The 22,673-nt window shown below is 50.8% G+C and carries 21 protein-coding genes; 17 read left to right on the top strand and 4 right to left on the bottom strand.

From position 1 onward, the window contains the following. Positions 1-111: 111 nt before the first annotated feature. The gene (locus G604_RS0102505) at positions 112-717 is read right to left on the bottom strand and encodes a hypothetical protein (protein WP_028909170.1); all 606 of its coding nucleotides are present in this window, start codon (positions 715-717) and stop codon (positions 112-114) included. Between the two features lie 223 nt (positions 718-940). Between G604_RS0102505 and G604_RS0102500 the strand changes: the two genes are divergently transcribed. The 14 genes from G604_RS0102500 to G604_RS0102435 all read left to right on the top strand — a co-directional run bounded on the left by G604_RS0102500 (position 941) and on the right by G604_RS0102435 (position 19,923). Next, a complete protein-coding gene (locus tag G604_RS0102500; protein ID WP_036904405.1) occupies positions 941-2,026 on the top strand; it encodes a helix-turn-helix domain-containing protein in 1,086 nt (361 codons plus the stop codon). Between the two features lie 81 nt (positions 2,027-2,107). After that, on the top strand, positions 2,108-3,040 hold the full coding sequence (locus G604_RS0102495) for an Rpn family recombination-promoting nuclease/putative transposase (protein ID WP_028909168.1): 933 nt from the start codon (positions 2,108-2,110) through the stop codon (positions 3,038-3,040). A 4-nt stretch (positions 3,041-3,044) separates the two neighbouring features. Continuing rightward, positions 3,045-4,436 (top strand): CDC27 family protein, encoded by a 1,392-nt coding sequence (locus tag G604_RS0102490; protein WP_036904404.1) that lies wholly within the window; start codon positions 3,045-3,047, stop codon positions 4,434-4,436. A gap of 153 nt (positions 4,437-4,589) precedes the next feature. Next, positions 4,590-5,285, top strand: coding sequence for a translation initiation factor IF-3 (infC, locus tag G604_RS0102485; protein WP_028909166.1), 696 nt, complete (start codon positions 4,590-4,592; stop codon positions 5,283-5,285). Between the two features lie 75 nt (positions 5,286-5,360). Beyond that, positions 5,361-5,558: a 50S ribosomal protein L35 gene (gene rpmI / locus G604_RS0102480; protein ID WP_028909165.1), complete on the top strand. Its 198-nt coding sequence runs from the start codon at positions 5,361-5,363 to the stop codon at positions 5,556-5,558. Positions 5,559-5,594: 36 nt separating this feature from the next. Then, positions 5,595-5,939 carry a 50S ribosomal protein L20 gene (gene rplT, locus G604_RS0102475; protein ID WP_028909164.1) on the top strand — a complete coding sequence of 115 codons (345 nt, stop codon included), beginning with the start codon at positions 5,595-5,597 and terminating at the stop codon, positions 5,937-5,939. Between the two features lie 85 nt (positions 5,940-6,024). Continuing rightward, positions 6,025-8,037 (top strand): ABC-F family ATP-binding cassette domain-containing protein, encoded by a 2,013-nt coding sequence (locus G604_RS0102470; protein ID WP_028909163.1) that lies wholly within the window; start codon positions 6,025-6,027, stop codon positions 8,035-8,037. 64 nt (positions 8,038-8,101) lie between these two features. Next, positions 8,102-10,132, top strand: coding sequence for a M13 family metallopeptidase (locus G604_RS0102465; protein WP_028909162.1), 2,031 nt, complete (start codon positions 8,102-8,104; stop codon positions 10,130-10,132). Positions 10,133-10,253: 121 nt separating this feature from the next. After that, positions 10,254-11,171 (top strand): homoserine O-succinyltransferase, encoded by a 918-nt coding sequence (gene metA, locus G604_RS0102460; protein ID WP_028909161.1) that lies wholly within the window; start codon positions 10,254-10,256, stop codon positions 11,169-11,171. 62 nt (positions 11,172-11,233) lie between these two features. Beyond that, positions 11,234-13,135, top strand: a complete 1,902-nt coding sequence (locus G604_RS0102455) for a peptidase U32 family protein (RefSeq protein ID WP_036904402.1) — start codon at positions 11,234-11,236, stop codon at positions 13,133-13,135. 140 nt (positions 13,136-13,275) lie between these two features. Next, a complete protein-coding gene (locus G604_RS0102450) occupies positions 13,276-14,268 on the top strand; it encodes a hypothetical protein (RefSeq protein ID WP_028909159.1) in 993 nt (330 codons plus the stop codon). 522 nt (positions 14,269-14,790) lie between these two features. Then, positions 14,791-17,529 (top strand): TonB-dependent receptor, encoded by a 2,739-nt coding sequence (locus tag G604_RS0102445; RefSeq protein ID WP_028909158.1) that lies wholly within the window; start codon positions 14,791-14,793, stop codon positions 17,527-17,529. 19 nt (positions 17,530-17,548) lie between these two features. Further along, on the top strand, positions 17,549-18,925 hold the full coding sequence (locus G604_RS0102440) for a right-handed parallel beta-helix repeat-containing protein (protein WP_028909157.1): 1,377 nt from the start codon (positions 17,549-17,551) through the stop codon (positions 18,923-18,925). A 71-nt stretch (positions 18,926-18,996) separates the two neighbouring features. Beyond that, a complete protein-coding gene (locus G604_RS0102435) occupies positions 18,997-19,923 on the top strand; it encodes a metallophosphoesterase (protein ID WP_028909156.1) in 927 nt (308 codons plus the stop codon). A gap of 115 nt (positions 19,924-20,038) precedes the next feature. Here G604_RS0102435 and G604_RS0102430 read toward each other — a convergent pair whose 3' ends face one another. The 3 genes from G604_RS0102430 to G604_RS0102420 are packed head-to-tail and all read right to left on the bottom strand — an operon-like array spanning position 20,039 to position 20,896. Continuing rightward, entirely contained in the window at positions 20,039-20,293 is a 255-nt protein-coding gene (locus G604_RS0102430) for a hypothetical protein (protein WP_028909155.1), read from the bottom strand. Between the two features lie 33 nt (positions 20,294-20,326). Next, a complete protein-coding gene (locus G604_RS0102425; RefSeq protein ID WP_028909154.1) occupies positions 20,327-20,680 on the bottom strand; it encodes a phage holin family protein in 354 nt (117 codons plus the stop codon). A 3-nt stretch (positions 20,681-20,683) separates the two neighbouring features. Beyond that, positions 20,684-20,896: a YtxH domain-containing protein gene (locus G604_RS0102420; protein WP_028909153.1), complete on the bottom strand. Its 213-nt coding sequence runs from the start codon at positions 20,894-20,896 to the stop codon at positions 20,684-20,686. Between the two features lie 261 nt (positions 20,897-21,157). On the opposite strand from G604_RS0102420, the gene G604_RS0102415 reads away from it, so the two are divergent. The 3 genes from G604_RS0102415 to def are packed head-to-tail and all read left to right on the top strand — an operon-like array spanning position 21,158 to position 22,660. Beyond that, a complete protein-coding gene (locus G604_RS0102415) occupies positions 21,158-21,637 on the top strand; it encodes an SPOR domain-containing protein (RefSeq protein ID WP_028909152.1) in 480 nt (159 codons plus the stop codon). Between the two features lie 34 nt (positions 21,638-21,671). Continuing rightward, positions 21,672-22,091 carry a Holliday junction resolvase RuvX gene (gene ruvX / locus G604_RS0102410; protein ID WP_028909151.1) on the top strand — a complete coding sequence of 140 codons (420 nt, stop codon included), beginning with the start codon at positions 21,672-21,674 and terminating at the stop codon, positions 22,089-22,091. 8 nt (positions 22,092-22,099) lie between these two features. Further along, positions 22,100-22,660 carry a peptide deformylase gene (gene def, locus G604_RS0102405; protein WP_028909150.1) on the top strand — a complete coding sequence of 187 codons (561 nt, stop codon included), beginning with the start codon at positions 22,100-22,102 and terminating at the stop codon, positions 22,658-22,660. The last annotated feature ends 13 nt before the right edge of the window (positions 22,661-22,673 follow it).

Raw genomic sequence — 22,673 nt, 5'->3', positions numbered from 1 at the left:
ATTATTGATGTTCCGCCATATAGGGGAAATAAAAGACAGAGTAACAGATCTTACATATTCATCGCAGGATATGTTTCATCGGTTACTCTGTCTTTTTGTATGTTCTATCTATTACTTGTCCCAGGTGACGGGGACATCCTTGAAGACCAGCGTGCCCTCCTTGCCGTAGTCGACACAGATTTTGATCTTCATCACCGGAAAGGTCTTGGCGGCAGCCTTCCGTACGTTCTTGAAATGCTGGCCTTTCTCGCCCATATCGATCTTCACGAAGACCCCTTCTGTTACGGGGACGGAATAAAGGGTGTTGTCGCCCATGTAACTGTTGCCCTCCTCGTCGAAGGCAATCGTGCGGGATCCACCGTCGATATAGTTGAGCGTTTCCACATATTCGTTCATCTTGATCTTCAGTACTACGCCGACATCTCCGAAGTTGACCGACTTACTATGACCATAAACACCGACGAGTTCCACATCCATGACGGAGCTCAGCGGATTGGTCAGCGTGCCGCCGCCGATGAGTTGGATAGTCTTCCCCGAAGGCTGGTCATCGGGAGTGGCGGTGGAAGAGGACGTACTCTTTGTGGTTGTCGTGGAAGTAACGGTCTCCAGGGCTTTCTTGGCTTTCTTCAGGAGGCCGCCGAGTCCTTGTGCCTGCATGGGCATAGCCATCGTCGCCAACAGCAGTATGGCGAGGAGGCGGAATGTTCTTGTCTTCATAGTTGTCATTTGTTTATAGGTGAATATTGTTGTGCTGTATTTTTATGTCCCAAAGATAGTGATAAATTCCAAGATGCAACTGTCAATGCGTAAAAATTGATCCTTTGAGATAGAATTATTGATGAGGTGAATCGTTTTTTATGGATTGAAAGTTTGGAAATACGATATCCTTTCACTATCTTTGCAAAGGAAGCATGAGCCCAAACCCATCAATGAACCCACTATGGATGCAGAACTGAGCACACGACTGAATGATTTCTCCTGCGGACTGTTCTTTATGTTTCAGATCGTGGGAACCTTTGCTCTATATATAAAAGGACGACAGCACCGGCTTCAGCGGTCGGCTTTCTTTTTCATGCTCTATCTCCTGGCCATCAGTGTCTTTGAGTTCTATGTGTTCTTTATCCATAATTTCCTGGGTGAGAACATGCGGAGCATCACCGATCTGTTGCAGGTCACGGTGGTGCCGTTGGCGTTGTTTTTCCTCTACCGGCTGACCCACAACCATTATATGCCATTGGGTATGGCTGTCGTCAACGGAGGTCCTTATCTACTGACATTTGCCGCCTATGTCTTCACCTTACAATATTGGATTTACGAGTGGACGATGGATGTTGCCTTGATCCATTCCGTATTGATCATTGGTTATGGCTTCTTCGCTGTCAGGCAGTTCAACCGTCAGTTGTCGTCGAACTTCTCATCCGAAGAGCATCTTTCCCTTCATTGGCTGTGGCTCTTCCTCTTTCTGTATATTCTTTTGGGAGTCGTATGGTTTATCGCTACTAAAATTTACTCTCCGATCACGGCATCGGTCTATAATGTTCTCTGTAGTATCATCCTCGGCCTGCTCTGTTATTTCGTCTACCGGCAAGAAGATATGCTGGAGATGCTCCATGGTGAGCCAGCAGCAGAAGAGCGGGACGTTCAGGAACATGATGAGGCTGAGGTGGAAGAGGAGAAAGCCATGGCGGATTTCCATTTCAGTGACCGTTTTGAAGAGATCTTCCGCAAGCAGAAACTCTACCTCAATCCCACGCTGAACATCAATGATGTCGCAAGGGCTATGGGTACGAACCGCACGTATATCTCCGTGTTCCTGAACCGCCGGTTGAATACCACTTTTTATGATTATGTCAATCGATGGCGCGTGGAGAAAGCGGAGGAACTATTGTCCTCCACAGAGCTTCCCCTCGCTGACATCGCCTTGCAGTCCGGCTTTAATTCCATGAGTAGTTTTCACCGACACTTCCAGCGCGTCATGGGAATGACGGCGACGGAATATAGGAAAAGTAAAGAAGTAAAAAGGTAAACGGGTTAAAAGGAAAATTATCTCGTTATTATTTGGAAAAATCATCAGAAAAGATTATCTTTGCAACAAAAACAATAGCTTATGCGATATCTAGACCCAAGGGCTGATCTCACCTTTAAGAAGATCTTCGGAGAACATGAGGACTTGGTGATTAGTCTTTTGAATGCTCTTCTTCCGCTGGATGATAACCATTTTGTGAAAGAGGTGAACTATATACCTGTGGAGATGGTACCCGACAACCCTCTTAAGAAAAATAGTATTGTTGATGTGCGTTGTAAAGATGATCAAGGACGGCAATTTCTTGTAGAAATGCAAATGATCTGGTCGGAAGAATTTATGCAGCGTGTTTTATTCAATGCATCAAAGGCTTATGTCAGACAACTAGATAAGCATGAAAACTATGAACTGCTTCAGCCTGTCTATTCTTTGAATTTGGTAAATGATATTTTTGCGCCTGATCTGCCGGATTATTATCACCACTATGACATGGTGAACGTGCTGCATACAAACAAGGTAATCGAAGGTCTGCATTTGATCTTCGTAGAACTTCCAAAGTTCAAACCGCAGAGTTTCTCTCAGCGGAAAATGCAAGTACTGTGGCTCCGCTTTTTAACGGAAATGGGTAATGTAAAAAAGGTTCCGGTAGAATTTATGGAGAACCCTGAAGTTCGAAAAGCTGTGGATATCTTGGAAGAGTCCTCCTACACGGAAGCTCAGTTGAATGGTTATGACCGTTTCTGGGATATTGTACGCACAGAGCGTACCTATTATAGTAGTGCGCGAAGACATGGTATAGAAGAAGGTCGTGCAGAGGGTCGTGCAGAGGGTCGTGCAGAGGGTCGTGCAGAGGGTCGTGCAGAAGGTCGTGCAGAGGGTCGTGCAGAGGGTCGTGCAGAAGGAGAATTGGCGGGAAAACTCGATATGGCGCGTAAACTGAAAGCAGCGGGTGTCTCTAATGAACTTATCATCCAAACATCAGGGCTGACAAAAGATCAGCTTGATAAAATCGAATAGCAGCATGCAACGATTAAAATGCATTTCTCTCATCCTCTTTCTTCTGCTTAATGCCACTCTTCGTGCCCAGACCTATCAGCAGTTTTTGGCGGAAGGCGACAGTTGCGTGGCACGGTATGACGTGTTCCATGCACTCCGGGCTTATCAGAAGGCAGAGCGGGTGAAGCCAACGGTGGCCGTCAAACTCCGCCTTGCCGACTGCTACTATCAGCGGGCGGACTATAACCGTTGTGCTAAAATCCTGAAGGCGTTGCCGGCAGACAGTCTCACTCATGATGCCTATCGACAACTGTTCTATGGTTATTATTTTCAAAAGGATTATGGGCGGTGCATCCCTGTAGGTAAAGCCCTTGTGGCCCGTTATCCTGACGACGGACAGATTGTCGCCGAGCTGGCGGCAGCCCTCAATCTCTGTGATTTCTCACCCGAAGCCCTGCAGTATGTACAAGCTTATTGCCGTCGTGACTCGTCGAATATCTTGGTCAGCCGCCAGTATGCCTTCGCCTATTTCTACCAGCGGCAGTTTCGTGAGGCCTCCCATGTCTACGACCGTTTGCTGGCGCTTGGCGATACTACCGTAAATACCCTCTATATGGCGGGCATGACCTATGAACAGCTCGGCGACTCCCTCACGGCCTACCGTTGTCTCCACCGTGCCGCTGAGAAGAATAACTATCAGACAGCACGTATGCTCTATCATCTCGCCCGTGTGACAGGACTGCTGAAACGGTATGATGAGGCACGGAAATTAATCTCCAAAGGGATCGGCATTCTGGATGCCGACCGGTCATTGGAGACCGACTTCTATGTCTTGAGAGGAAAAATCAACAATGAGGATCCTAATTCAGACACCCACAAACAGAAGGAAGCCGAGAAGAAAGCCATAGAGGCCATGACGGATCACCCGTTGACGCAGCGTATTCTTGCCCTGTCGACGAAGGATCCAACGAATCAAACAAGATGGGTAGAACTATTGCGGCGGAGCACGGGCTATCCGGAGATTACAGACTCTCTGTATCATGCGTTAGGCTTCGACAGCAAACTGTCGTTGCATGATGCCACAGCAATCCTCGACTCTTGCGGATGGGTGTCCATGTCCAAAGTGCAGGATGCCTCTGTTGCCCTATGGCTTGTCGTCCTTCATGCCCCTGCAGATATTCTCCGTAAGGAGTTGCCCGTCCTGGCCATCGGCGCGGCCACGGGAGATCTCGGCCCTGATGCCTTGGCACAGCTCCAGGACCGCCTTGCTGTCCTCGAAGGTCGTCCTCAGCGTTTCGGTACACAATATATTACTACTGCTGACGGTCACCGTGAGCTCGCTCCGCTCCTTGATCCGTCCAGAGTGGACCGTTGGCGAAATATGGTTGGGATGAAAACGCTTTCTGCCAATGAGTAGGTGGCCGCCATGTTGCGGCCACGCACCCGCATTTGGCGGAACATGATAAATCATGTACCTACGTCAAAAAAAGTTATGAAAAAGTTTGGCTGAACGATGAAAAATGAGTAACTTTGCAGCCGATTATCAAAAAAGAACAAGTTAGAATAGTTCATGAAGAATGACAAGAAGAAACAATTGAAGAATCAATATCGCGTGAATGAGCAGATTCATATCCGCGAGGTTCGTGTTGTAAGTGACAATGGCTCAGAGGTGATGCCTACCCGCCAGGCCCTGAACATGGCCCGTGAGCAGGGTGTTGACCTTGTGGAGATCTCTCCGAATGCCCAGCCGCCTGTCTGCCGTCTTATTGACTATTCTAAATTCCTTTACCAGCAGAAGAAGCATCAGAAAGAGATGAAGCAGAAGCAGGTGAAGGTAGAGGTCAAGGAGATCCGTTTCGGACCGCAGACGGATGAACATGACTATCAGTTCAAGCTCAAGCATGCCAAGGAGTTCTTGACAGACGGTAATAAGGTTCGTGCCTATGTGTTCTTCCGTGGTCGTAGTATCCTCTTTAAGGAACAGGGAGAGGTCCTCCTCCTCCGTTTCGCCAATGATTTGGAGGAACTCGGTAAGGTAGAGCAGATGCCGAAACTTGAAGGCAAGAAGATGTTCATCTATATCGCTCCGAAGAAGAGTGGTGTGGCCAAGAAGAGCCAGCAGAAGCGCGACCGTGAGGAAGCAGAGGCTGCTGAGAAGGCTGCCGCTAAGGCTCAGAAGGAAGCAGAGGCTCAGGCTCACGGCACCCTCGCCGATGTCAAAGGCGGTGAGGCGCTGAAGAAGCTGGCCGACAGCAATAAAGAATAAGAAGAAAAATGGTGCGTTGCGCTTGGTATATGCGTTGCCACCTATTATTAATAACAATTTAAATAACAACAAAAAATGCCAAAAGTAAAGACTAATTCCGGTGCGAAGAAGAGATTCCGTTTCACCGGTACAGGTAAGATTAAGCGTCATCACGCTTTCCACAGTCACATCCTGACTAAGAAGACGAAGAAGCAGAAGCGTAATCTGCAGGGTGCTACCCTCGTCGATGCAGCAAACCGTAAGCAGGTACGTGACTTGCTCAACTTGCGCTAATCATCACTGGAGTCGAACTTTTAAAACTACAAAATTATGCCAAGATCAGTTAATCACGTAGCTTCCAAAGCAAAGAGAACACGTATTCTGAAACTCACCAAGGGTTACTATGGCGCTCGCAAGAACGTTTGGACCGTAGCCAAGAACACTTGGGAGAAAGGTCTTACTTATGCTTACCGTGACCGTCGCAACAAGAAGCGCAACTTCCGCGCTCTGTGGATCCAGCGTATCAACGCTGCTGCCCGTCTGGAGAACATGAGTTACAGCCAGTTGATGGGTGCTCTTCACAAGGCAGGTATCGAGATCAACCGTAAGGTCCTCGCTGACCTCGCTATGAACAATCCCGAGGCTTTCAAGGCTATCGTAGACAAGGTGAAGTAATTCTTCCCTGATGTCTGAAAGGAATAGAGATGGCATTTCCTGCTGAGGGGAATGTCATCTTTTTTTTATAGCATAACACTTTATTATGATTTCTATAGAAGGACTGAAGGTGGAGTTTGGCGTTAAGCCTCTCTTTACGGATGTCAGTTTTGTGATCAACCCCAACGACCGTATCGCTCTCGTCGGAAAGAACGGTGCCGGAAAGTCGACGATGCTGAAGATCCTCTGTGGGTTGCAGAAACCCACGGCGGGAACAGTATCCATTCCCAATGACTGTACCATCGGTTATCTGCCCCAGGTCATGAAAATCTCTGATGACACCACGGTGCGGGAAGAGACGAAAAAGGCTTTTGCCGACACGACGAAGCTCCAGGAGCGTCTGGAGAAGATGCAACAGGAGATGGCAGAACGTACTGATTATGAGAGTGACAGCTATGCCAAGCTCATCGAGACGTTCACCCAGGAGCATGAGCGCTTCATGATGATGGGCGGAGAGAACTACGAGGCCGAGATGGAGCGCACGCTCACCGGTCTCGGTTTCACGCGTGAAGACTTTGACCGTCCTACGAAGGAGTTCTCCGGTGGCTGGCGTATGCGTATCGAACTGGCGAAGATCCTTCTCCGTCATCCTAATGTCCTCTTGCTTGATGAGCCGACGAACCACCTCGATATCGAGAGTATCCAGTGGTTGGAACAGTTCCTGCAGCAGAGTGCGAAGGCCGTCGTCCTCGTCAGCCACGACCGTGCCTTCATCAATAATGTCACCAACCGTACGTTGGAGATTACCTGTGGACATGTGGAAGACTACCGCGTGAAATACGATGAGTATGTCGTCCTCCGTAAGGAGCGTCGTGAGCAGCAACTCCGTGCCTATGAGAATCAGCAGAAGGAGATTGCCGACACGAAGGCATTCATTGAGCGCTTCCGTTATCAGGCCACGAAGGCCGTACAGGTACAGCAGCGCATCCGTCAGTTGGAGAAGATCGTACCTATTGAGGTTGATGAGGTTGACAACAGTGCCATGCATCTGAAGTTTCCGCCCTGTCTGCGCAGTGGTGACTATCCCGTGATCTGCGATGATGTACGGAAGGATTATGGCTCCCATACGGTCTTTGATCATGTCACGTTTACCATCAAACGTGGTGAGAAGGTCGCCTTTGTCGGTAAGAACGGCGAAGGTAAGTCTACGCTCGTGAAATGTATTATGGGTGAGATTCCTTATACGGGAAAGTTGAAGATTGGCCATAATGTACAGATTGGCTATTTCGCGCAGAACCAGGCCCAGCTCCTCGATGAGAATAAGACAATTTATCAGACCATCGATGATGTCGCCACGGGAGAAATGCGGTTGAAGATCAACGATCTCCTTGGTGCTTTCATGTTTGGTGGCGAGACTTCCGAGAAATACGTGAAGGTGCTCTCCGGTGGTGAGCGCTCCCGTCTGGCGATGATTCGTTTGTTGCTCGAACCCGTTAATCTGCTGATTCTTGATGAGCCGACGAACCATCTCGATATGCCGTCGAAGGACGTGCTGAAAGAGGCTATCAAGGCCTTCGACGGTACAGCCATTATCGTCAGCCACGACCGTGAGTTCCTCGATGGCCTCGTCAGTAAGGTCTATGAGTTCGGCGGTGGGAGAGTAGTGGAGCATCTCGGTGGTATCTATGACTATCTCAGAAAGCATAACGCAGAGACTATCGAGGAAAGCCTCACCCCCAACCCCTCTCCGAAGGGAAAGGGGAGTAAAATGTCTCAAGGCTCCGAGGGGAAGAAAGAGACTGTTGCTGCCGGGCAGAAAGGAAAAGGACAACCTACTCCTCTCTCCGTTGGAGAGGGACAGTGTGGTGAGGTTTCCTATGAGGATCGTAAGGCTTTGCGTAAGAAGATCTCCAAGGCTGAGAAGGCCGTGAAGGAGAGTGAGAAAAAGATCGCCACCATGGAGGCCCGCATCCAGGAACTTGACAAACTCCTCATGGATCCGAAGAACGCGTCGAATATGGAACTCGTCACGGAGTATACGTCTGTAAAGACGGCTCTTGATGCCGAGAACGATCACTGGTTTGAACTCTCCGCGCAGCTGGAGGAGCTGAAGCAGTAGTCTGTCGGGACATGATTGATCCTGTTCCGCATTTACGAAATATATTACTTTAACAAATAAGCTTATGAACATTAAAGGTATTCTCCCGATGATGATGATGGCTGTAGCCCCGATGGCCATGGCCCAGAGTCAGACGGGACTGTATGAGAAAAATTTCGACAAGAAGGCCCGTCCGCAGGACGACTTCTATGAGTATGCCACCGGTGGCTGGCAGAAACTCAACCCGCTGCCCGGCGCCTACAGCCGTTACAGCAGTTTCGATCAGCTCCAGGAGACCAACGACAAGCGTATCAATGGTATCCTTGGTGAGTTGAAGAAGAAGAGCTTCAAGAAGGGAACCATCGAGCAGAAGTTGAGCGATTTCTATAAGCTCGCCCTCGACGAGAACCGTCGCAACCAGGAAGGCCTTGCTCCCGTAAAGCCGTATCTTGATGAGATTGAGGGAGCAGCCAATAAAAAGGCCCTCCGTCAACTTCAGTTGAAGTATGCCAAGTATGGCTGGGGCAGTCAGTACGGCTCCTATTTCGCTCCCGACGACAAGAACGTGAAGATGAATATTCTGCAGTTCGGTCAGGGTGGACTGACGCTCGGTCAGAAAGACTATTATGTCAACAACGACTCTGCCACTGTTGCTATCCGTAATGCTTACAAGCAGTATCTGCAGAAGATGTTCGGCCTCTATGGCTTTGATGCTGCCACGGCCAAGAAGCGTGCCAATGCCATCTTCAAGATTGAGACCCTTCTGGCCCTCGTGAGCAAGAGCAATACGGAGCTCCGTGACCCCGTGGCCAACTACAACAAGATAACGCTTGCGCAGTTCAACGAGAACTATCCTAATCTCAATCTCGAGGCTGAGGCCAAGGCTGTCGGTATCCCCGAGGCTGATATCCAGGAGATGATTGTCGGTCAGCCGAATTTCTTCACGGCCCTCGACAAGATGATTGGCCTCTATAGTACCGATGATCTCAAGGCACTCCTCGAATGGGACGTGATCTCCAACAGCAGCAGCTATCTCACCGACGAGATCCGTCAGGCTAAGTTCGACTTCTTCGGTAAGACGATGCGCGGCCGTAAAGAGGACTATCCGCTGTGGAAGCGCGCCACCAACCAGGTGCAGGGCCAGCTCGGCGAGGCACTTGGTAAGATCTACGTGAGCAAATACTTCCCCGCTTCCTCCAAGAAGATGATGGAAGACCTCGTTCACAATCTGCAGGTTTCCCTTGGTCAGCGCATTGACGCGCAAACCTGGATGAGCGACTCCACGAAGGCCAATGCCCACGGGAAACTCAGCAAGTTCTACGTGAAGATCGGTTATCCGAATAAGTGGAAGGACTACAGCAAGCTGACGATCGACCCGAAGAAATCCTTCTTCGACAATATCCTTGCCTGCCAGCAGTTCGAACTGGAGGATGAGATTGCCCGCAAGGCCGGTAAGCCCGTTGACCGCGACGAGTGGCTGATGACACCGCAGACCGTCAACGCCTACTATAACCCGACGACGAACGAGATCTGCTTCCCCGCCGGTATCCTGCAGTATCCTTACTTCGATCCGAAGGCTGATGCCGCCTTCAATTACGGTGCTATCGGCGTGGTTATCGGTCATGAGATGACACACGGATTCGACGACCAGGGCCGCCAGTATGATGCCAATGGTAATCTCCATGACTGGTGGACGGCTTCCGATGCCAAGAACTTCAACCAGCGTGCCGAGAGTTACGCCAAGTTCTTCGACAACATCGAGGTGCTTCCCGGTCTCCATGCCAATGGTCATTTCACCCTCGGTGAGAACCTTGCCGACCACGGAGGTCTTCAGGTCGCTTTCAATGCCTACAAGAACGCTACGGCCAAGAAACCACTGAAGACCGTCGGCGGACTGACAGCTGATCAGCGCTTCTTCGTGGCTTATGCCGGTGTGTGGGCCGGAAACATCACGGACGCAGAGATCCGCAACCGTGTGAAGACCGATCCCCATGCCCTCGGTGAGTGGCGTGTCAATGGCGCTCTGCCGCATATCGATGCCTTCTACAAGGCCTTCGATGTGAGGAAGGGTGACAAGATGTGGATCCCCGAGAGCGAGCGTCTGCAGCTGTGGTAAGCAGCTGCTTGCCGCGAGGCTGAGCTAAAATACTTATAAAAATATAAATCGCAGGTAATCTATAGGGTTATCTGCGATTTTTTTTTTATTTTTGCAAAAAGAAAATAGAGAAAGGATTGTTATGCCGTTAAGATTACCCGATCAACTGCCAGCTATTGATATTCTCAAGAGGGAGAATATCTTCGTCATGGACGAGACGCGCGCCCATTCCCAGCAGATCCGTCCGCTGCGTATCGTGATCCTCAACCTCATGCCGTTGAAGATCACGACGGAGACGGATTTAATCCGCCTGTTGTCGAATACGCCGTTGCAGCTGGAGATTTATTTCATGAAGCTCCGCAGTCATACCCCGAAGAATACGCCCATTGAACATATGAAGATGTTCTACCGCGATTCCAAGGAACTCATGCAGCAGAAATTCGACGGCATGATCGTCACGGGCGCCCCCGTGGAAACGGTGCCCTACGAGAATGTGGACTACTGGAATGAGATTAATGGCATTTTCGACTGGGCCCGTAAGAATGTATGGTCGACGCTCTATCTCTGTTGGGGTGCCATGGCAGCGCTGTATCATTTCTACAATATCCCGAAATACCTGTTGCCGAAAAAGCGGTTTGGCATCTTCCGTACGAAACCCTGTGATCCGAAACTGCCGATTTTCCGTGGCTTTGATGATACGTTCATGATGCCGCACAGCCGTCATACGGAAGTGAAGAAGAAAGATATCAAGAAAGTCCCTGAACTGCATATCATCGCCGAGTCGAAGGAGGCCGGCGTCAGCATTGTCACCTCCCGTGAGGGGCGTGAGTTTTATATCCTCGGTCATCTCGAGTATGCTCCCAATACCCTCGACAAGGAGTATAAGCGCGATCTCGGCAAACGGGATGATGTGGAGATGCCTGAACATTACTATGAGGATGATGATCCGAAGAAGAAACCCTTGGTGACGTGGCGCTCGGCCGCCAACCTCTTCTACAGCAACTGGATCGATTACTATGTCTATCAGGAGACGCCGTATAACATTGATGACATCCATTGATGATCCGCATGGATGGCTACCAGCGTTGTTGAAACACTTAAAAGAAAAAGCGAATTCCGTTTATGCTCAGAACATTAGAACTGTTGGCTCCGGCAAAGAATCTGGAGGTGGGAATGGCGGCTATCGACCATGGTGCCGATGCCGTCTATATCGGTGCCGATCATTTCGGCGCCCGTCAGGCTGCGGGCAACAGCCTGGAAGATATCCGCCGCCTGTGCGCCTATGCCCGTCCTTTCGGCGTGAAGATCTACGTCACCGTCAATACCATCATTTATGAGAATGAGTTGGGGTCAACGAGGCAGCTCCTCCTTGACCTCGGCGATGCTGGTGTCGACGGACTTCTCATCCAGGATATGGGACTGCTGAAGATCTATGAAGAACTTCAGCAAGAAGGCCATCGCCTCCCGGCCCTCCATGCCTCGACGCAGTGTGACACGCGTACGGCGGAGAAGGTGCGGTGGCTCCAAGGGCTTGGCTTTCGTCGTGCCGTCTTGGCCCGTGAACTCTCCGTCAATGAGATCCGTGCCATCCATGCCGCCGTCCCCGATGAGGAGTTGGAGGTATTCGTTCATGGCGCGCTCTGCGTGAGCTATTCCGGTATCTGTTATGCTTCCGAATACTGTTTCCGTCGTAGCGCCAACCGTGGCGCCTGCGCACAGTTCTGCCGTCTGCAGTTCGATCTTGTGGACAATACGGGAAAGGTGATTGAGCATGACCGTCATCTTCTGTCGTTGAAAGATATGTGTCAGATCGATCATCTTGAGGAGCTGGCTGATGCCGGTGCCTGCTCGTTTAAGATCGAGGGCCGTCTGAAGAATGCCGACTACGTGAAGAATGTCGTTGCCGCTTATTCGCAGCGACTCGACGCCATCATTCGTCAGCATCCCGACCGCTATCGTCGTGCTTCAAGGGGTAGGGTAGCCTATACGTTTGAGCCGAGTCTGAAGAAGACGTTCAACCGTGGCTTCACCACCTATTTCCTCAATGGCCGTCAGCCCGACATCGCCTCTTTCGATACGCCGAAGGCCATCGGCGAATATGTCGGGAAGGTCAAGGAAATCGGCCATGGCTGGCTGACCGTTGCCGGCATCAGTAGTTTTGCCAATGGTGACGGCCTCTGTTTCCTCAACAGCGAACATGAGTTGGAGGGCTTCCGCGTCAACCGCGTCAGTGGCAACCGTCTCTTCCCGCTGCATCTGCCGAAGAGTCTGCATAAGGGTCAGGAGCTCTATCGCAACCAGGATGTCGCCTTCGAGAAAATCCTTTCGGGAAAGACGGCGGAGCGGAAGATTCCCGTGATCATGACGCTCACGGCACGACTGCCCGATCGTCTCTCCTTGACGATGGCGGAGGACAGCGGGACAGAAGGGAAAGCACAGGACGTGCATGCGGAAAGCACCGTGACGGTGAAAGCCTCGTTCGCCTTGGCGCCGGCACAGAAGCCGCAGTACGAGAATATCCAGCGGCAGCTCACGAAACTCGGCAATACGCCATATGTCTGTGAGAAAGTGTTGATGCCCGATGACAGTGACCAGTATTTCATCCCGAGCAGTATCCTCGCCCAACTGCGCCGTGATGCTGTTGAGGCCATGGAGTCAAATATGGATGCCCCCAAGTCTCCCATGACTGCCAAGCCCACAGCCGCTCATCCGTCGCTGAAGCCCTGGCAGCGGGAATACGCGCATTATCCCTACCTATATAATATTTCCAACTCCGAGGCCAAGGCTTTCTATGTAGCACAAGGCCTGGAGCATATCGCTCCCGCCTATGAGGTGGAGCGTACGAAGGAGCCGATGATCATGCAGTGCCGTCACTGTATCCGTTACGCCCTCGGCTACTGCGTGAAGCGCGGAGGCCGTAAGCCTACCTGGCAAGAGCCGCTGTTCCTGCAGCTTGCCGACGGCCGCCGCTTCCGTCTTCAGTTCCAGTGCGACGAGTGCCAGATGAACATTATTGCGCTATAGGGAAAAGTAAAAAAGTAAAGAATTAAAAAAGTAAAACTACCGTAAGGACATGATTGATCCTGTTCCGCCAGGCGTAGGGACATGATTCGTCGTGTTCTGCACATAAGAATATTCCGTCGAATATAACACATCATAATAATATGAGACGATTGAGAATTTTGCTGTTGTTGATGCTGACGATGTTCCTCGCCGCCTGCTATAACCAGCCGGTGGGGAAGGGGACGATGCATGTCCGCAAATACACCACGCAGCAGCAGGACTCCATCAATTTCGCCGTCAACCACCACTATACCAACAAGTATAATTTCGTGGTGAAGGCCGACTCCATCGTCTTGTATATCCAACAGCCCGAAGAGGTGGTCAACGGGCTCCCCGTTGACTCCTTTGCCGTGAAGAAACATAAACTCCTCGTCGTCTCCGACATGATGATGGTGCCGCAGGACTCTGTCGATTCCGTATGGATACAACTCGGCACGGAGAATGCGCAGATCGGATGGATCCATGAGTCACGCCTTCTGCCGTCTGTCGTCCCTGATGACCCTATCTCGCAGTTTATCTCTACTTTTTCCGACACCCATGTCCTCGTGACACTCGTGGTGGTCGTAGTGATCTTCTTCCTCTATTTCATCCGGAAGATCCTGCATGAGAAAGGGCCCATCGTCTTCTTCAATGACATCGACTCGTTCTATCCCACACTGCTGTGTCTGACGGTGGCAGCGGCGGCGAGCCTTTACGCGAGCATCCAACTGTTCAGTCCCGGCTCATGGCAGGAGTTCTATTTCCATCCAACGCTGAATCCTTTTTCAGCCCATGGCATCCTCCGCGTCTTCCTGATCACAGTTTGGGCCATGCTGATCATCGCCATCGCCGTCCTGGATGATGTCTATCACGCCCTGTCGTTTGGCGATGCCCTCCTGTACCTCTGTGGCCTCTCCGCCGTCTGTGCCGTGTCCTACATCCTTTTCAGCATCAGCACGCTCTATCTGGTGGGTTACCCTCTGCTGGCGTTCTACATCTTCTGGTCCGTGCGGCAGTATTATCGCCACCACCGTTATGTCTACTACTGCGGCAACTGCGGGGCCAAGCTCCATCGCAAGGGCCGCTGTCCGCATTGTGGGGCTTACAATGACTAAGCGCGGGGATCGGTTGACACTTTTTTGACGTTAGGTAAAGGTTTATTTTGGGCGCGGAAATCAGCAAATGACCAATTGGACGGAAATACGCGAATTTTGGGCGATTTTGTATGTAGTTGATTGATAGGGAGATAACAAAATCTGTCTTTTCGGGATATCATTTTCTTGCATGTTTATCCGCATATTTTAGTGAGATACGTGATTATATTCAATAAATATGCAGAAAAACACTGTCGTTTTTCGTCAGAAACATCGTATTTACAGCTCCTATCTACGAAAGAAAATTTTTTCTGCACGATGTTTACGAAATTTTCTCCGTTGTTTTTCACGTTCCGGAGCATTTTTCGGGCTATATTCTTCCAGAACCGAAATTTTTCTTGCAGAAAAAGAGGGTCAAAAAACAGTCAGTGAGCCTTCTTGTTGAATATTTTTCTTTTCCGTTTTTTCACGACTCTGTAATCTCGTTGTAACATATCGGGGGTACCTTTGCAGCACCATTCTTATAAGGTATAGATTTTTTTTATGAAGAAACTCCTACTTACCGTGGCGCTGGGGATAACAGTGGCGTCATGGTCCCAAGCTAAAACCATTTCGGGATTGGTGAAGGACAAGAAGACCGGAGATCCGATGATCGGCGCGGTCATTCAAGTTAAAGACAACAAGAGCCTGGCCACGACGACCGGTCTTGACGGTACCTTCGCACTGAAGGACCTGCCTGAGACGGGACGGGTAACGCTCGTCGTGACGTACATGAGTTACAAAACCAAGGAGGTCACCGTAGACCTCGGCAAGGCGGAGAACCTCAATGTCAACCTCGAGGAAGACGCCAAGCAGCTCGGCGAGGTCGTTGTTCATGGCGTCCGCAACAACCGCACCGACCGCAGTGCCATCACGATGGAGAAGAATGCCGGACAGGTCCTCAATGTCATGAGTCAGCAGGCTCTCCAGCTCTCTCCTGATGTCAATGTCGCCAGTGCCCTCCAGCGTGTCTCGGGCGTGACGATGGAACGTGATGCCAGCGGCGAGGCTTCCTACGCTATCCTTCGTGGTATGGATAAGCGTTACAACTATACCCTTGTCAACGGCATTAAGATTCCTTCTCCCGATGACAAGAACCGTTATATTCCTCTCAATCTCTTCCCATCCGACCTCATGGACCGCCTCATTGTCTCGAAGTCGCTCACGCCGGATATGGAGGGCGATGCCGCCGGTGGCGTCGTCGATATGAATATGAAGGACGCGCCGGGGCAGTTCATGCTTCAGGCCAATGGCGCCATCGGTGCCTCCGATTATTTCTGGTCTGATTCCCACGACTATCTCTCTGCCGACCGCGGCAACACGACGAGCAAGGCGCCCTACGAGAAATACGGCTCTACCTATGATGCCACGGTGGATGATTTCAAGAATGGTGGTTCGAAGATCAAGAACCATTCCATGCCGATGCCTAATTTTATAGGAGGTATCACTGTAGGAAACCGCTTCTGGAACCACCGCCTCGGCGTCCTCGTCGCCGCCTCTCTGCAGAATACCTATCGCGGCAGTGAGCGTACGCTCAACAAGCCCGTCATGGCCAATGGTGAGACGACGGAATATATCAGCAGCATGAAGAAGCGCTGGTATTCCATCCATGACCTCAACCTCGGTGTACACGCGAAGATCGACCTCTCCCTCGGCAATCATAAGTTCGAATGGTATAACATGTTGGTCGAGCGCAAGGAGGATAATGTCCGTTATAACCAGAGTATTACGACCGATTACGGTTATGATCCCGATAACGGTACCTATACCCGTGACGATGAGTTGCGCTCCCTGACACAGACCCAGGATATCTTCGCTTCGCATCTGAAAGGAACACACCACCTCACCGATCGTCTCACCGTCGATTGGTCTGGTCTCTTCGCTGATGCCCGTGAGAAGGATCCCGACCGCGTGTATGTCGGTATCAAGAACAACTTCGAGAATGGCAGCCTCGCCAAGACGGTCGCCAACAATATGGAGCGCCGCTTCCAGCATAATGATGACAAGGACTGGACGGGAATGCTCAATATCACATACGACACGCCGTTTAAGGGTTTTGATGCCTTGTGGAAAGTCGGTGGGATGTATCGTAATAAGAAACGTAACAACCGCTTCTATTCTTATCTCTTCAATCCCGCATCCAATGATGCCCTCGCTTCCAACGACTATGACCAGTATGAGAATATTAGCTGGTACTGCCGTACGCCGCGCGCTCAGGCTTCACAGCTCAACTACGACTCCAAGGAGCACATCGGTGCCGCCTATGCCATGGTGACCCTCTCCAATAGCTGGGGCGACCTCATCGCCGGTTTCCGTGCTGAGCATACGAACCAGATCTACACGATGCTGCAGAAGTTTGAGAATCTCGGCCCCGTCGGCGAGCAGAGTTACTGGGACTGGCTGCCGTCTGTGGCCCTGAAATGGAAGATGAACAAGCAGATGAATCTCCGGTTGAGCTACTATAAGAGTATCAACCGTCCGGGATTCTATGAGCTCGTGCCTTACCAGATTGAGGGTGAGGAGTATACCGAGAAAGGTAATCCGAACCTGAAGCGCTCCCGTATCGACAATATGGACTTACGCTGGGAGTGGTTCCCCTCTGCCACGGAGCAGATCCTCGCTGGTGTATTCTATAAGTATCTGAAGGATCCTATCGAGACCACGTTTGTCAGCGACCAGCGTCAGACAAACAACAACTACTATATGCCGCAGAACCTGGGTAATGCCAAGAACTTCGGTTTCGAGATTGACGTCATCAAGTATATCCGTCACTTCGGCGTGAAGGCCAACTACACCTATACGCATTCCGCCATCACGACGAATAAGTTGCAGTATACGGCGAAGAATGTCATCGTCAATGTCAATCAGACGCGTCCGTTGGTCAATCAAGCACCGCACACCGCCAACCTCTCCTTATTATATAAGGATACGGAAAACGGCTGGAACGGACAGCTCGCTGCTTCCTATACGGGCACGCGCCTCGTCCTCGTCTCTCCTTTCAAGGATGCGGACGAGTGGGAGAGAGGCATGGTCACCCTCGACCTCAGTGGAGAGAAGAAATTCAAGAATGGCATTTCCATCTTCGTCAAGGCCAACAACCTCCTCAACAACAAGCGCGAACGCTATCTGAAGACGGTCAATGACTTTGACCTCTCTCTTCCTGGTCAGCGCAGCGACCGTACCGTCACCAGCACGTATAAGTTCGGCCGTACCTTCCTCATCGGTATCCGCTATAAACTATAATCAAATAAAAACAAAAACAATGAATAAATTCTTTTTCGCCGGTATGCTGCTAGCTATGACCGCAACGGCACTCACCTCCTGTGAGAATGACAATATCAATCCTGAGGATTACAATGGCAAGAGCAGTAACAGTGCTACTGCCGCTATCACGACAGCCCTCGCTGCCTATCCCGAGAACTCCATTGTATGGACGAAAGACACGACACTGACGGAGTCTTTCAAAGTTCCCGAGGGCCACTCCTTGTATATTGAGCCCGGCGTGCATGTCACCTGTTCCTCCAAGCCGACGGAGGATCATCCCATTGAGATCGTCGTACTCGGTAATCTCTATTCTCTCGGTACGGCCGCCAAGCCCGTCGTTATCGACTCCGAGACGGGAAAGGCCAACTCCTGGGGCGGTATCATCTGCGGTTACAACGCTGAGGAGGTTGTGCTCCGCCATACTGAACTTGCCGACGGTGGCGCCACGCCGACAGAGTCCAGTATCTCTTTCCAGAATAAACTCTTCAAGACAACCATCGATGGTGGTGTCCCCGTCTTCCATTTCTGCAATACGGATGGAAAGTTTGTCATGGACTCCTGCTATGTGCATGACAACTACAACGACCAGACCTATTTCACGGGTGGCAGTGGTATCATCACCGGTTGTGTCTTCGCCGACAGTGGTAACCAGGAGGATGGTGGCGAGGCCATCAACGTCAAGAGCGGTTGTAACCTCGATATCTCCGATAACTTGATTTATAATGCTTGTACGAATGGTTTCAAACTGAGTAATGCCGGTATTGAGAGCGGTATCGCCTCTTCTAACCTTCGTATCTACAACAACACCGTCGTCGACTGTGGCTGGCGTCGTACGAAGAACAAGAAGGGTGGCAGTGTCTGGCTGGAGAAAGGTATTCATCCCGTCATGAAGAACAACCTCATCGCTGACTGCCGTTATGGCATCAAACAGCCGTCGAAGGATGGTGCCGATCTCGCGGAGAGCGTGCTGACGCCGAACTATCTCTTTGCTTCCACGGCTACGGGTGTCAAGCAGATGGCTAAGGGCTATAGTGGCGTAATCTATGAGGATGCCAACCCGACAAGTCAGAGCGCCGGTGATCTCAATCCGCTCTTCCTCTCTTTCAAACAGAGTGACAAGATGAACGTTAACTGCGAGAGTGATGATGTTGCCAATGGCGCGCCGCTGCCTTACGACAACTCTTGGGATTTCCATCTCCAGATCGGCTCTCCTGCTCTCACCGGTGCGGCAACTTCTATCGAGCGACTCTTCCCCACAGGCCTGATGTTCTCCGGACTGAAGAATATCTCTTGGAATGATGCTGCCAACAAACAGAGTTATTACGTCTATTCTCCCGCTATCCAGCCCTACTTCGGCGCCTTCGGAACGAAATAGCTCTTCTCCCTCCGTAGGGGCGGCCCTTGTGGCCGTCCTAACCGGGCATTATTTTCAATCAACATCAATTCATGAATAAAATCTTTCGATTTGTGGCGCTCTTTCTCCTCATGATGAGCGCACTCTTGCTTCATGCGCAGTCGGTCAATCTGTTGTGGTGCAATGATATGGGCCGCAATGGCTATTACGACCAGAAAGCCTGCGCTGCTGCCATGGGCAACCTCGCCGAGAAAGTCGGCGTGGAGGCCGTCATCGCCGTCGGTGACATCCATCATTTCAACGGAATACAGAGTGTCAACGACCCGCTGTGGCGTACAAACTATGAAGATATCTACAGTCATCCCGAACTGATGTGTTTTTGGTATCCTGTTCTCGGTAATCATGAATACCGCGGCAACACACAGGCCGTTCTCGACTATTCGAAAATCAGCCGCCGCTGGCATTTCGAGAAGCGTTATTATACCAAGGTCTTTGAGAATAAAGGTTGCAAGCTCCGCATCGTTTTCCTCGATACTACGCCGCTGATTGACAAGTATCGCAATGATAGTATCACATATCCCGACGCCCATAAGCAGAGCCGCGAGGCTGAACTGCAGTGGCTGGATGAGACATTGAAGAATGCCCATGAGGACTGGGTGATCGTCGTCGGTCATCATCCCATCTATGCCGAGACGGGAAAGACAGTGGATGAGCGCTTGCAGATGCAGAAGTATGTCATGCCGATTCTTCATAAGTATAAGAATGTGGCCGTATACGGCTGTGGGCATATCCACAACTTCCAGTATATTCAGCCGAAAGGTGATGACATCGCTTATTGGGTGAACAGTGCCGCCGCGCTCTCCCGTCCTGTCAAGCCGGTAGACGGCACGCAGTGGTGCAGTCCTTCCACAGGCTTCACGCTCATCCAGGCCACGAAGCAGCAGCTCTCCCTCTCCGCCATCGACAAGGATGGCAAGACGCTCTACACGCTGAATAAAAGTAAAGAAGTAAAAAAGTAAAGAAGTAAAACTGCCGTTTGATTGGCCTGCCGTCATGTGCTTGTGCTTTGCAAGCACAAGGTCGCCTCAGTAACACAACGCGGGGCCGTGCACAACTTTGCACGGCCCCGTATTGTTATCGCTTGAATTTCCGATAGAGCTTCCATCCGAGGATGGCACCGTCGATGAGACCGCCACCCATATTCAGAATTCCCATAATCCGCTGCGTTGGTGTAGCCCCGCGCTCAAAAGCCTCCGAGGGGCGTGTGAGCTGTTTCCACAGCGCAGTGATATGTTCCTCGTCGTCACGGATATCCCGTTTCAACTGTTCCTTCCGCCCTCTGACATCAGCGAGGGAATGGTAGGACATATATTCATCGTTATAATTCATAGTCGTCTGAATAAACCGATTGCTACTGGCATCTTATGACTCCAGAATCATAGACGCCAGAAAACGGACGAGCGGTTTCTCAATCCACTGATGCCGGAAGAGGACCACCAACAACAAAACCACGAGGTAGAAAGCCCCTACGATAGCGAAGGCACCTACGATGCTCCCGATGCAAGTCGCCAAGGCAAAGGCGGCAGCAAAAGAGAGGTAGATGAGGGCGATAAGGAGAAGGACGACGATGACGGCACTCACCAACAGCGCCGTGATCAGGCGTACGATCTTCTCGGAGATGTCGAGCTTCAGATACTCGCTCTGATGCCCGACATATTTCTTCACGGCCTCTACGAGCTCGCCAATGGTCTCTATGTTCTTGTCTGTGGAGAACATCTTTTATTCAGAAATCGTAGCGTCCTTGATATCGTCCACCAAGTCGTCAACCTCCTTGCGGCTGAGCTTGATGTCATGTTTCTTCAGAAATTCGTCTACCGTTGTGGAGATTTTCTTACGCGTGTCCTGACCTTTCTCGGGTGCGCACAGAAGGCCTACTGTTGCTCCGGCGATAGCACCGCCGAGGAATGCGCTGATATAACCAAATGCTTTCATTGCTGATTGCTTTTAAATTGTAAATAGTTCTTGTCTTTTTGGGTTTCGTGGCGATGGCGGGAAGATTTCCTGCTCGTTTGTCACATTGCAAAGATAAGGAAAAAAGCTGAATAAGGTCAAGAAAATTGTCTTAATTAAGTGTTAAAAGTGCAGTATATTGTTAGTTTAACAAACTTTAGGTACGACAACCCGCCTTTTTTGCGAGGAATTTCGTAATTTCGCAAAATAAAAGTCAAACGAAAATTATTTATACCCGAAAAAATGAAGAAGTATATCATGGTGTGCGCAGCCTTCGTAGCTGCTTTGGCAATGACGAGTTGTAAGTCGAGTGAGAGTGCATATAAGAAAGCCTATGAGAAAGCACAGGCGCAGGAACAGCAGCGGGCTGCTGAACAGCCGGTACAGACGGAGACACCGGTAGTCACACCGCTGGAGACCAAGAGCGCTGACGAGACTACGGTCGACAACGCCACCTATCGTACGGAGAAAGTTACCGTCGTCAATGGTGAGGGACTGAAAGACTACAGCGTCGTCGTCGGCTCTTTCGGCTTGAAGGCTAACGCTGAGGGACTGCAGGGCCAGCTGAAGGCTGCCGGCTATCCCGCTCAGGTGGTTTACAATGCTGACCGCAACATGTATCGTGTCATAGCTACGACCTTCTCTGACAAGGCCAGTGCCGTGAAGTCACGCAACGACCTCCGTGCTAAGTATGCTGACGCATGGCTGCTCTTTAATAAATAAGGTGGGAACTGTTCCCTGTTAGAAGAACGATTTCATGCGGATTCTTGCTATCGACTACGGAAAGAAGCGTACAGGACTTGCCGTCACTGATCCCCAGCAGATCATTGCCAGTGGACTGACGACGGTGGAGACGACGGGACTCTATGCCTTTGTGGAGAACTATGTTCAAAAGGAAGGCGTGGAGCGCATTGTCATCGGCAAGCCCCTTCAGCCGAACGGACAGCCGAGTGAGAATCTCGCACGGGTGGAGAATTTTGTCGGCCGGTGGCGTAACAGCCATCCCGACATCCCCATAGAATATTATGATGAGCGGTTTACCAGTGTCCTGGCTCACCGCGCCATCCTTGAGGGTGGTGTGAAGAAAAAGAGTCGTAGGGAGAACAAGGGCCTTGTTGATGAGGTCAGCGCCACGATTATCCTTCAGGACTATATGCGTGCCACTCACCGTTTTTAATAGTAGAAATGACATTACCAGTTTATATTTACGGTCAGCCCGTATTGCGCAAGGTCGCGCAGGATATCACGCCCGATTATCCCGACCTGCCGGAGCTGATCCAGAACATGTTTGAAACGAATACGAACTCCAATGGTGTCGGTCTGGCAGCTCCGCAGATCGGCAAATCGATCCGTATCGTCGTCATCGACCTTGATGTGCTCAAGGACGACTTCCCCGAGTATGCGGGCTTCAAGAAAGCTTTCATCAATGGACATATCCTGGAGTACGACGACAGTGAGATGAAGACGATGGAGGAGGGCTGCCTCTCTATCCCCGGTCTCTCGGAGAATGTGAAGCGGCCTTCGCGCGTACATATTAAATATGTAGATGCTGACTTCCAGCCCCATGACGAATGGGTCGATGGCTATCTCGCCCGCGTGGTCCAACATGAATTCGACCATCTTGAAGGCGTAATGTATACCGACCGCGTCAGTGCCCTGCGCAAGAACCTCATCGGCAACAAGCTCAAGGCCATCATGAAAGGGAAGTTCCGCGCTGCTTACAAGACGAAAGTTTATCGCAAATAATCTCCGTGGCCGT

This window comes from Prevotella sp. AGR2160 (assembly GCF_000424185.1).
Classification (GTDB): Bacteria; Bacteroidota; Bacteroidia; order Bacteroidales; family Bacteroidaceae; genus Prevotella.
This window is presented reverse-complemented; position numbering and strand designations above follow the sequence as displayed.

Coding starts and splice junctions, on each gene's coding strand:
- G604_RS0102505 (WP_028909170.1), bottom strand. CDS start 717: ATGAAGACAAGAACATTCCGCCTCCTCGCCATACTGCTGTTGGCGACG.
- G604_RS0102500 (WP_036904405.1), top strand. CDS start 941: ATGGATGCAGAACTGAGCACACGACTGAATGATTTCTCCTGCGGACTG.
- G604_RS0102495 (WP_028909168.1), top strand. CDS start 2,108: ATGCGATATCTAGACCCAAGGGCTGATCTCACCTTTAAGAAGATCTTC.
- G604_RS0102490 (WP_036904404.1), top strand. CDS start 3,045: ATGCAACGATTAAAATGCATTTCTCTCATCCTCTTTCTTCTGCTTAAT.
- infC (WP_028909166.1), top strand. CDS start 4,590: ATGAAGAATGACAAGAAGAAACAATTGAAGAATCAATATCGCGTGAAT.
- rpmI (WP_028909165.1), top strand. CDS start 5,361: ATGCCAAAAGTAAAGACTAATTCCGGTGCGAAGAAGAGATTCCGTTTC.
- rplT (WP_028909164.1), top strand. CDS start 5,595: ATGCCAAGATCAGTTAATCACGTAGCTTCCAAAGCAAAGAGAACACGT.
- G604_RS0102470 (WP_028909163.1), top strand. CDS start 6,025: ATGATTTCTATAGAAGGACTGAAGGTGGAGTTTGGCGTTAAGCCTCTC.
- G604_RS0102465 (WP_028909162.1), top strand. CDS start 8,102: ATGAACATTAAAGGTATTCTCCCGATGATGATGATGGCTGTAGCCCCG.
- metA (WP_028909161.1), top strand. CDS start 10,254: ATGCCGTTAAGATTACCCGATCAACTGCCAGCTATTGATATTCTCAAG.
- G604_RS0102455 (WP_036904402.1), top strand. CDS start 11,234: ATGCTCAGAACATTAGAACTGTTGGCTCCGGCAAAGAATCTGGAGGTG.
- G604_RS0102450 (WP_028909159.1), top strand. CDS start 13,276: ATGAGACGATTGAGAATTTTGCTGTTGTTGATGCTGACGATGTTCCTC.
- G604_RS0102445 (WP_028909158.1), top strand. CDS start 14,791: ATGAAGAAACTCCTACTTACCGTGGCGCTGGGGATAACAGTGGCGTCA.
- G604_RS0102440 (WP_028909157.1), top strand. CDS start 17,549: ATGAATAAATTCTTTTTCGCCGGTATGCTGCTAGCTATGACCGCAACG.
- G604_RS0102435 (WP_028909156.1), top strand. CDS start 18,997: ATGAATAAAATCTTTCGATTTGTGGCGCTCTTTCTCCTCATGATGAGC.
- G604_RS0102430 (WP_028909155.1), bottom strand. CDS start 20,293: ATGAATTATAACGATGAATATATGTCCTACCATTCCCTCGCTGATGTC.
- G604_RS0102425 (WP_028909154.1), bottom strand. CDS start 20,680: ATGTTCTCCACAGACAAGAACATAGAGACCATTGGCGAGCTCGTAGAG.
- G604_RS0102420 (WP_028909153.1), bottom strand. CDS start 20,896: ATGAAAGCATTTGGTTATATCAGCGCATTCCTCGGCGGTGCTATCGCC.
- G604_RS0102415 (WP_028909152.1), top strand. CDS start 21,158: ATGAAGAAGTATATCATGGTGTGCGCAGCCTTCGTAGCTGCTTTGGCA.
- ruvX (WP_028909151.1), top strand. CDS start 21,672: ATGCGGATTCTTGCTATCGACTACGGAAAGAAGCGTACAGGACTTGCC.
- def (WP_028909150.1), top strand. CDS start 22,100: ATGACATTACCAGTTTATATTTACGGTCAGCCCGTATTGCGCAAGGTC.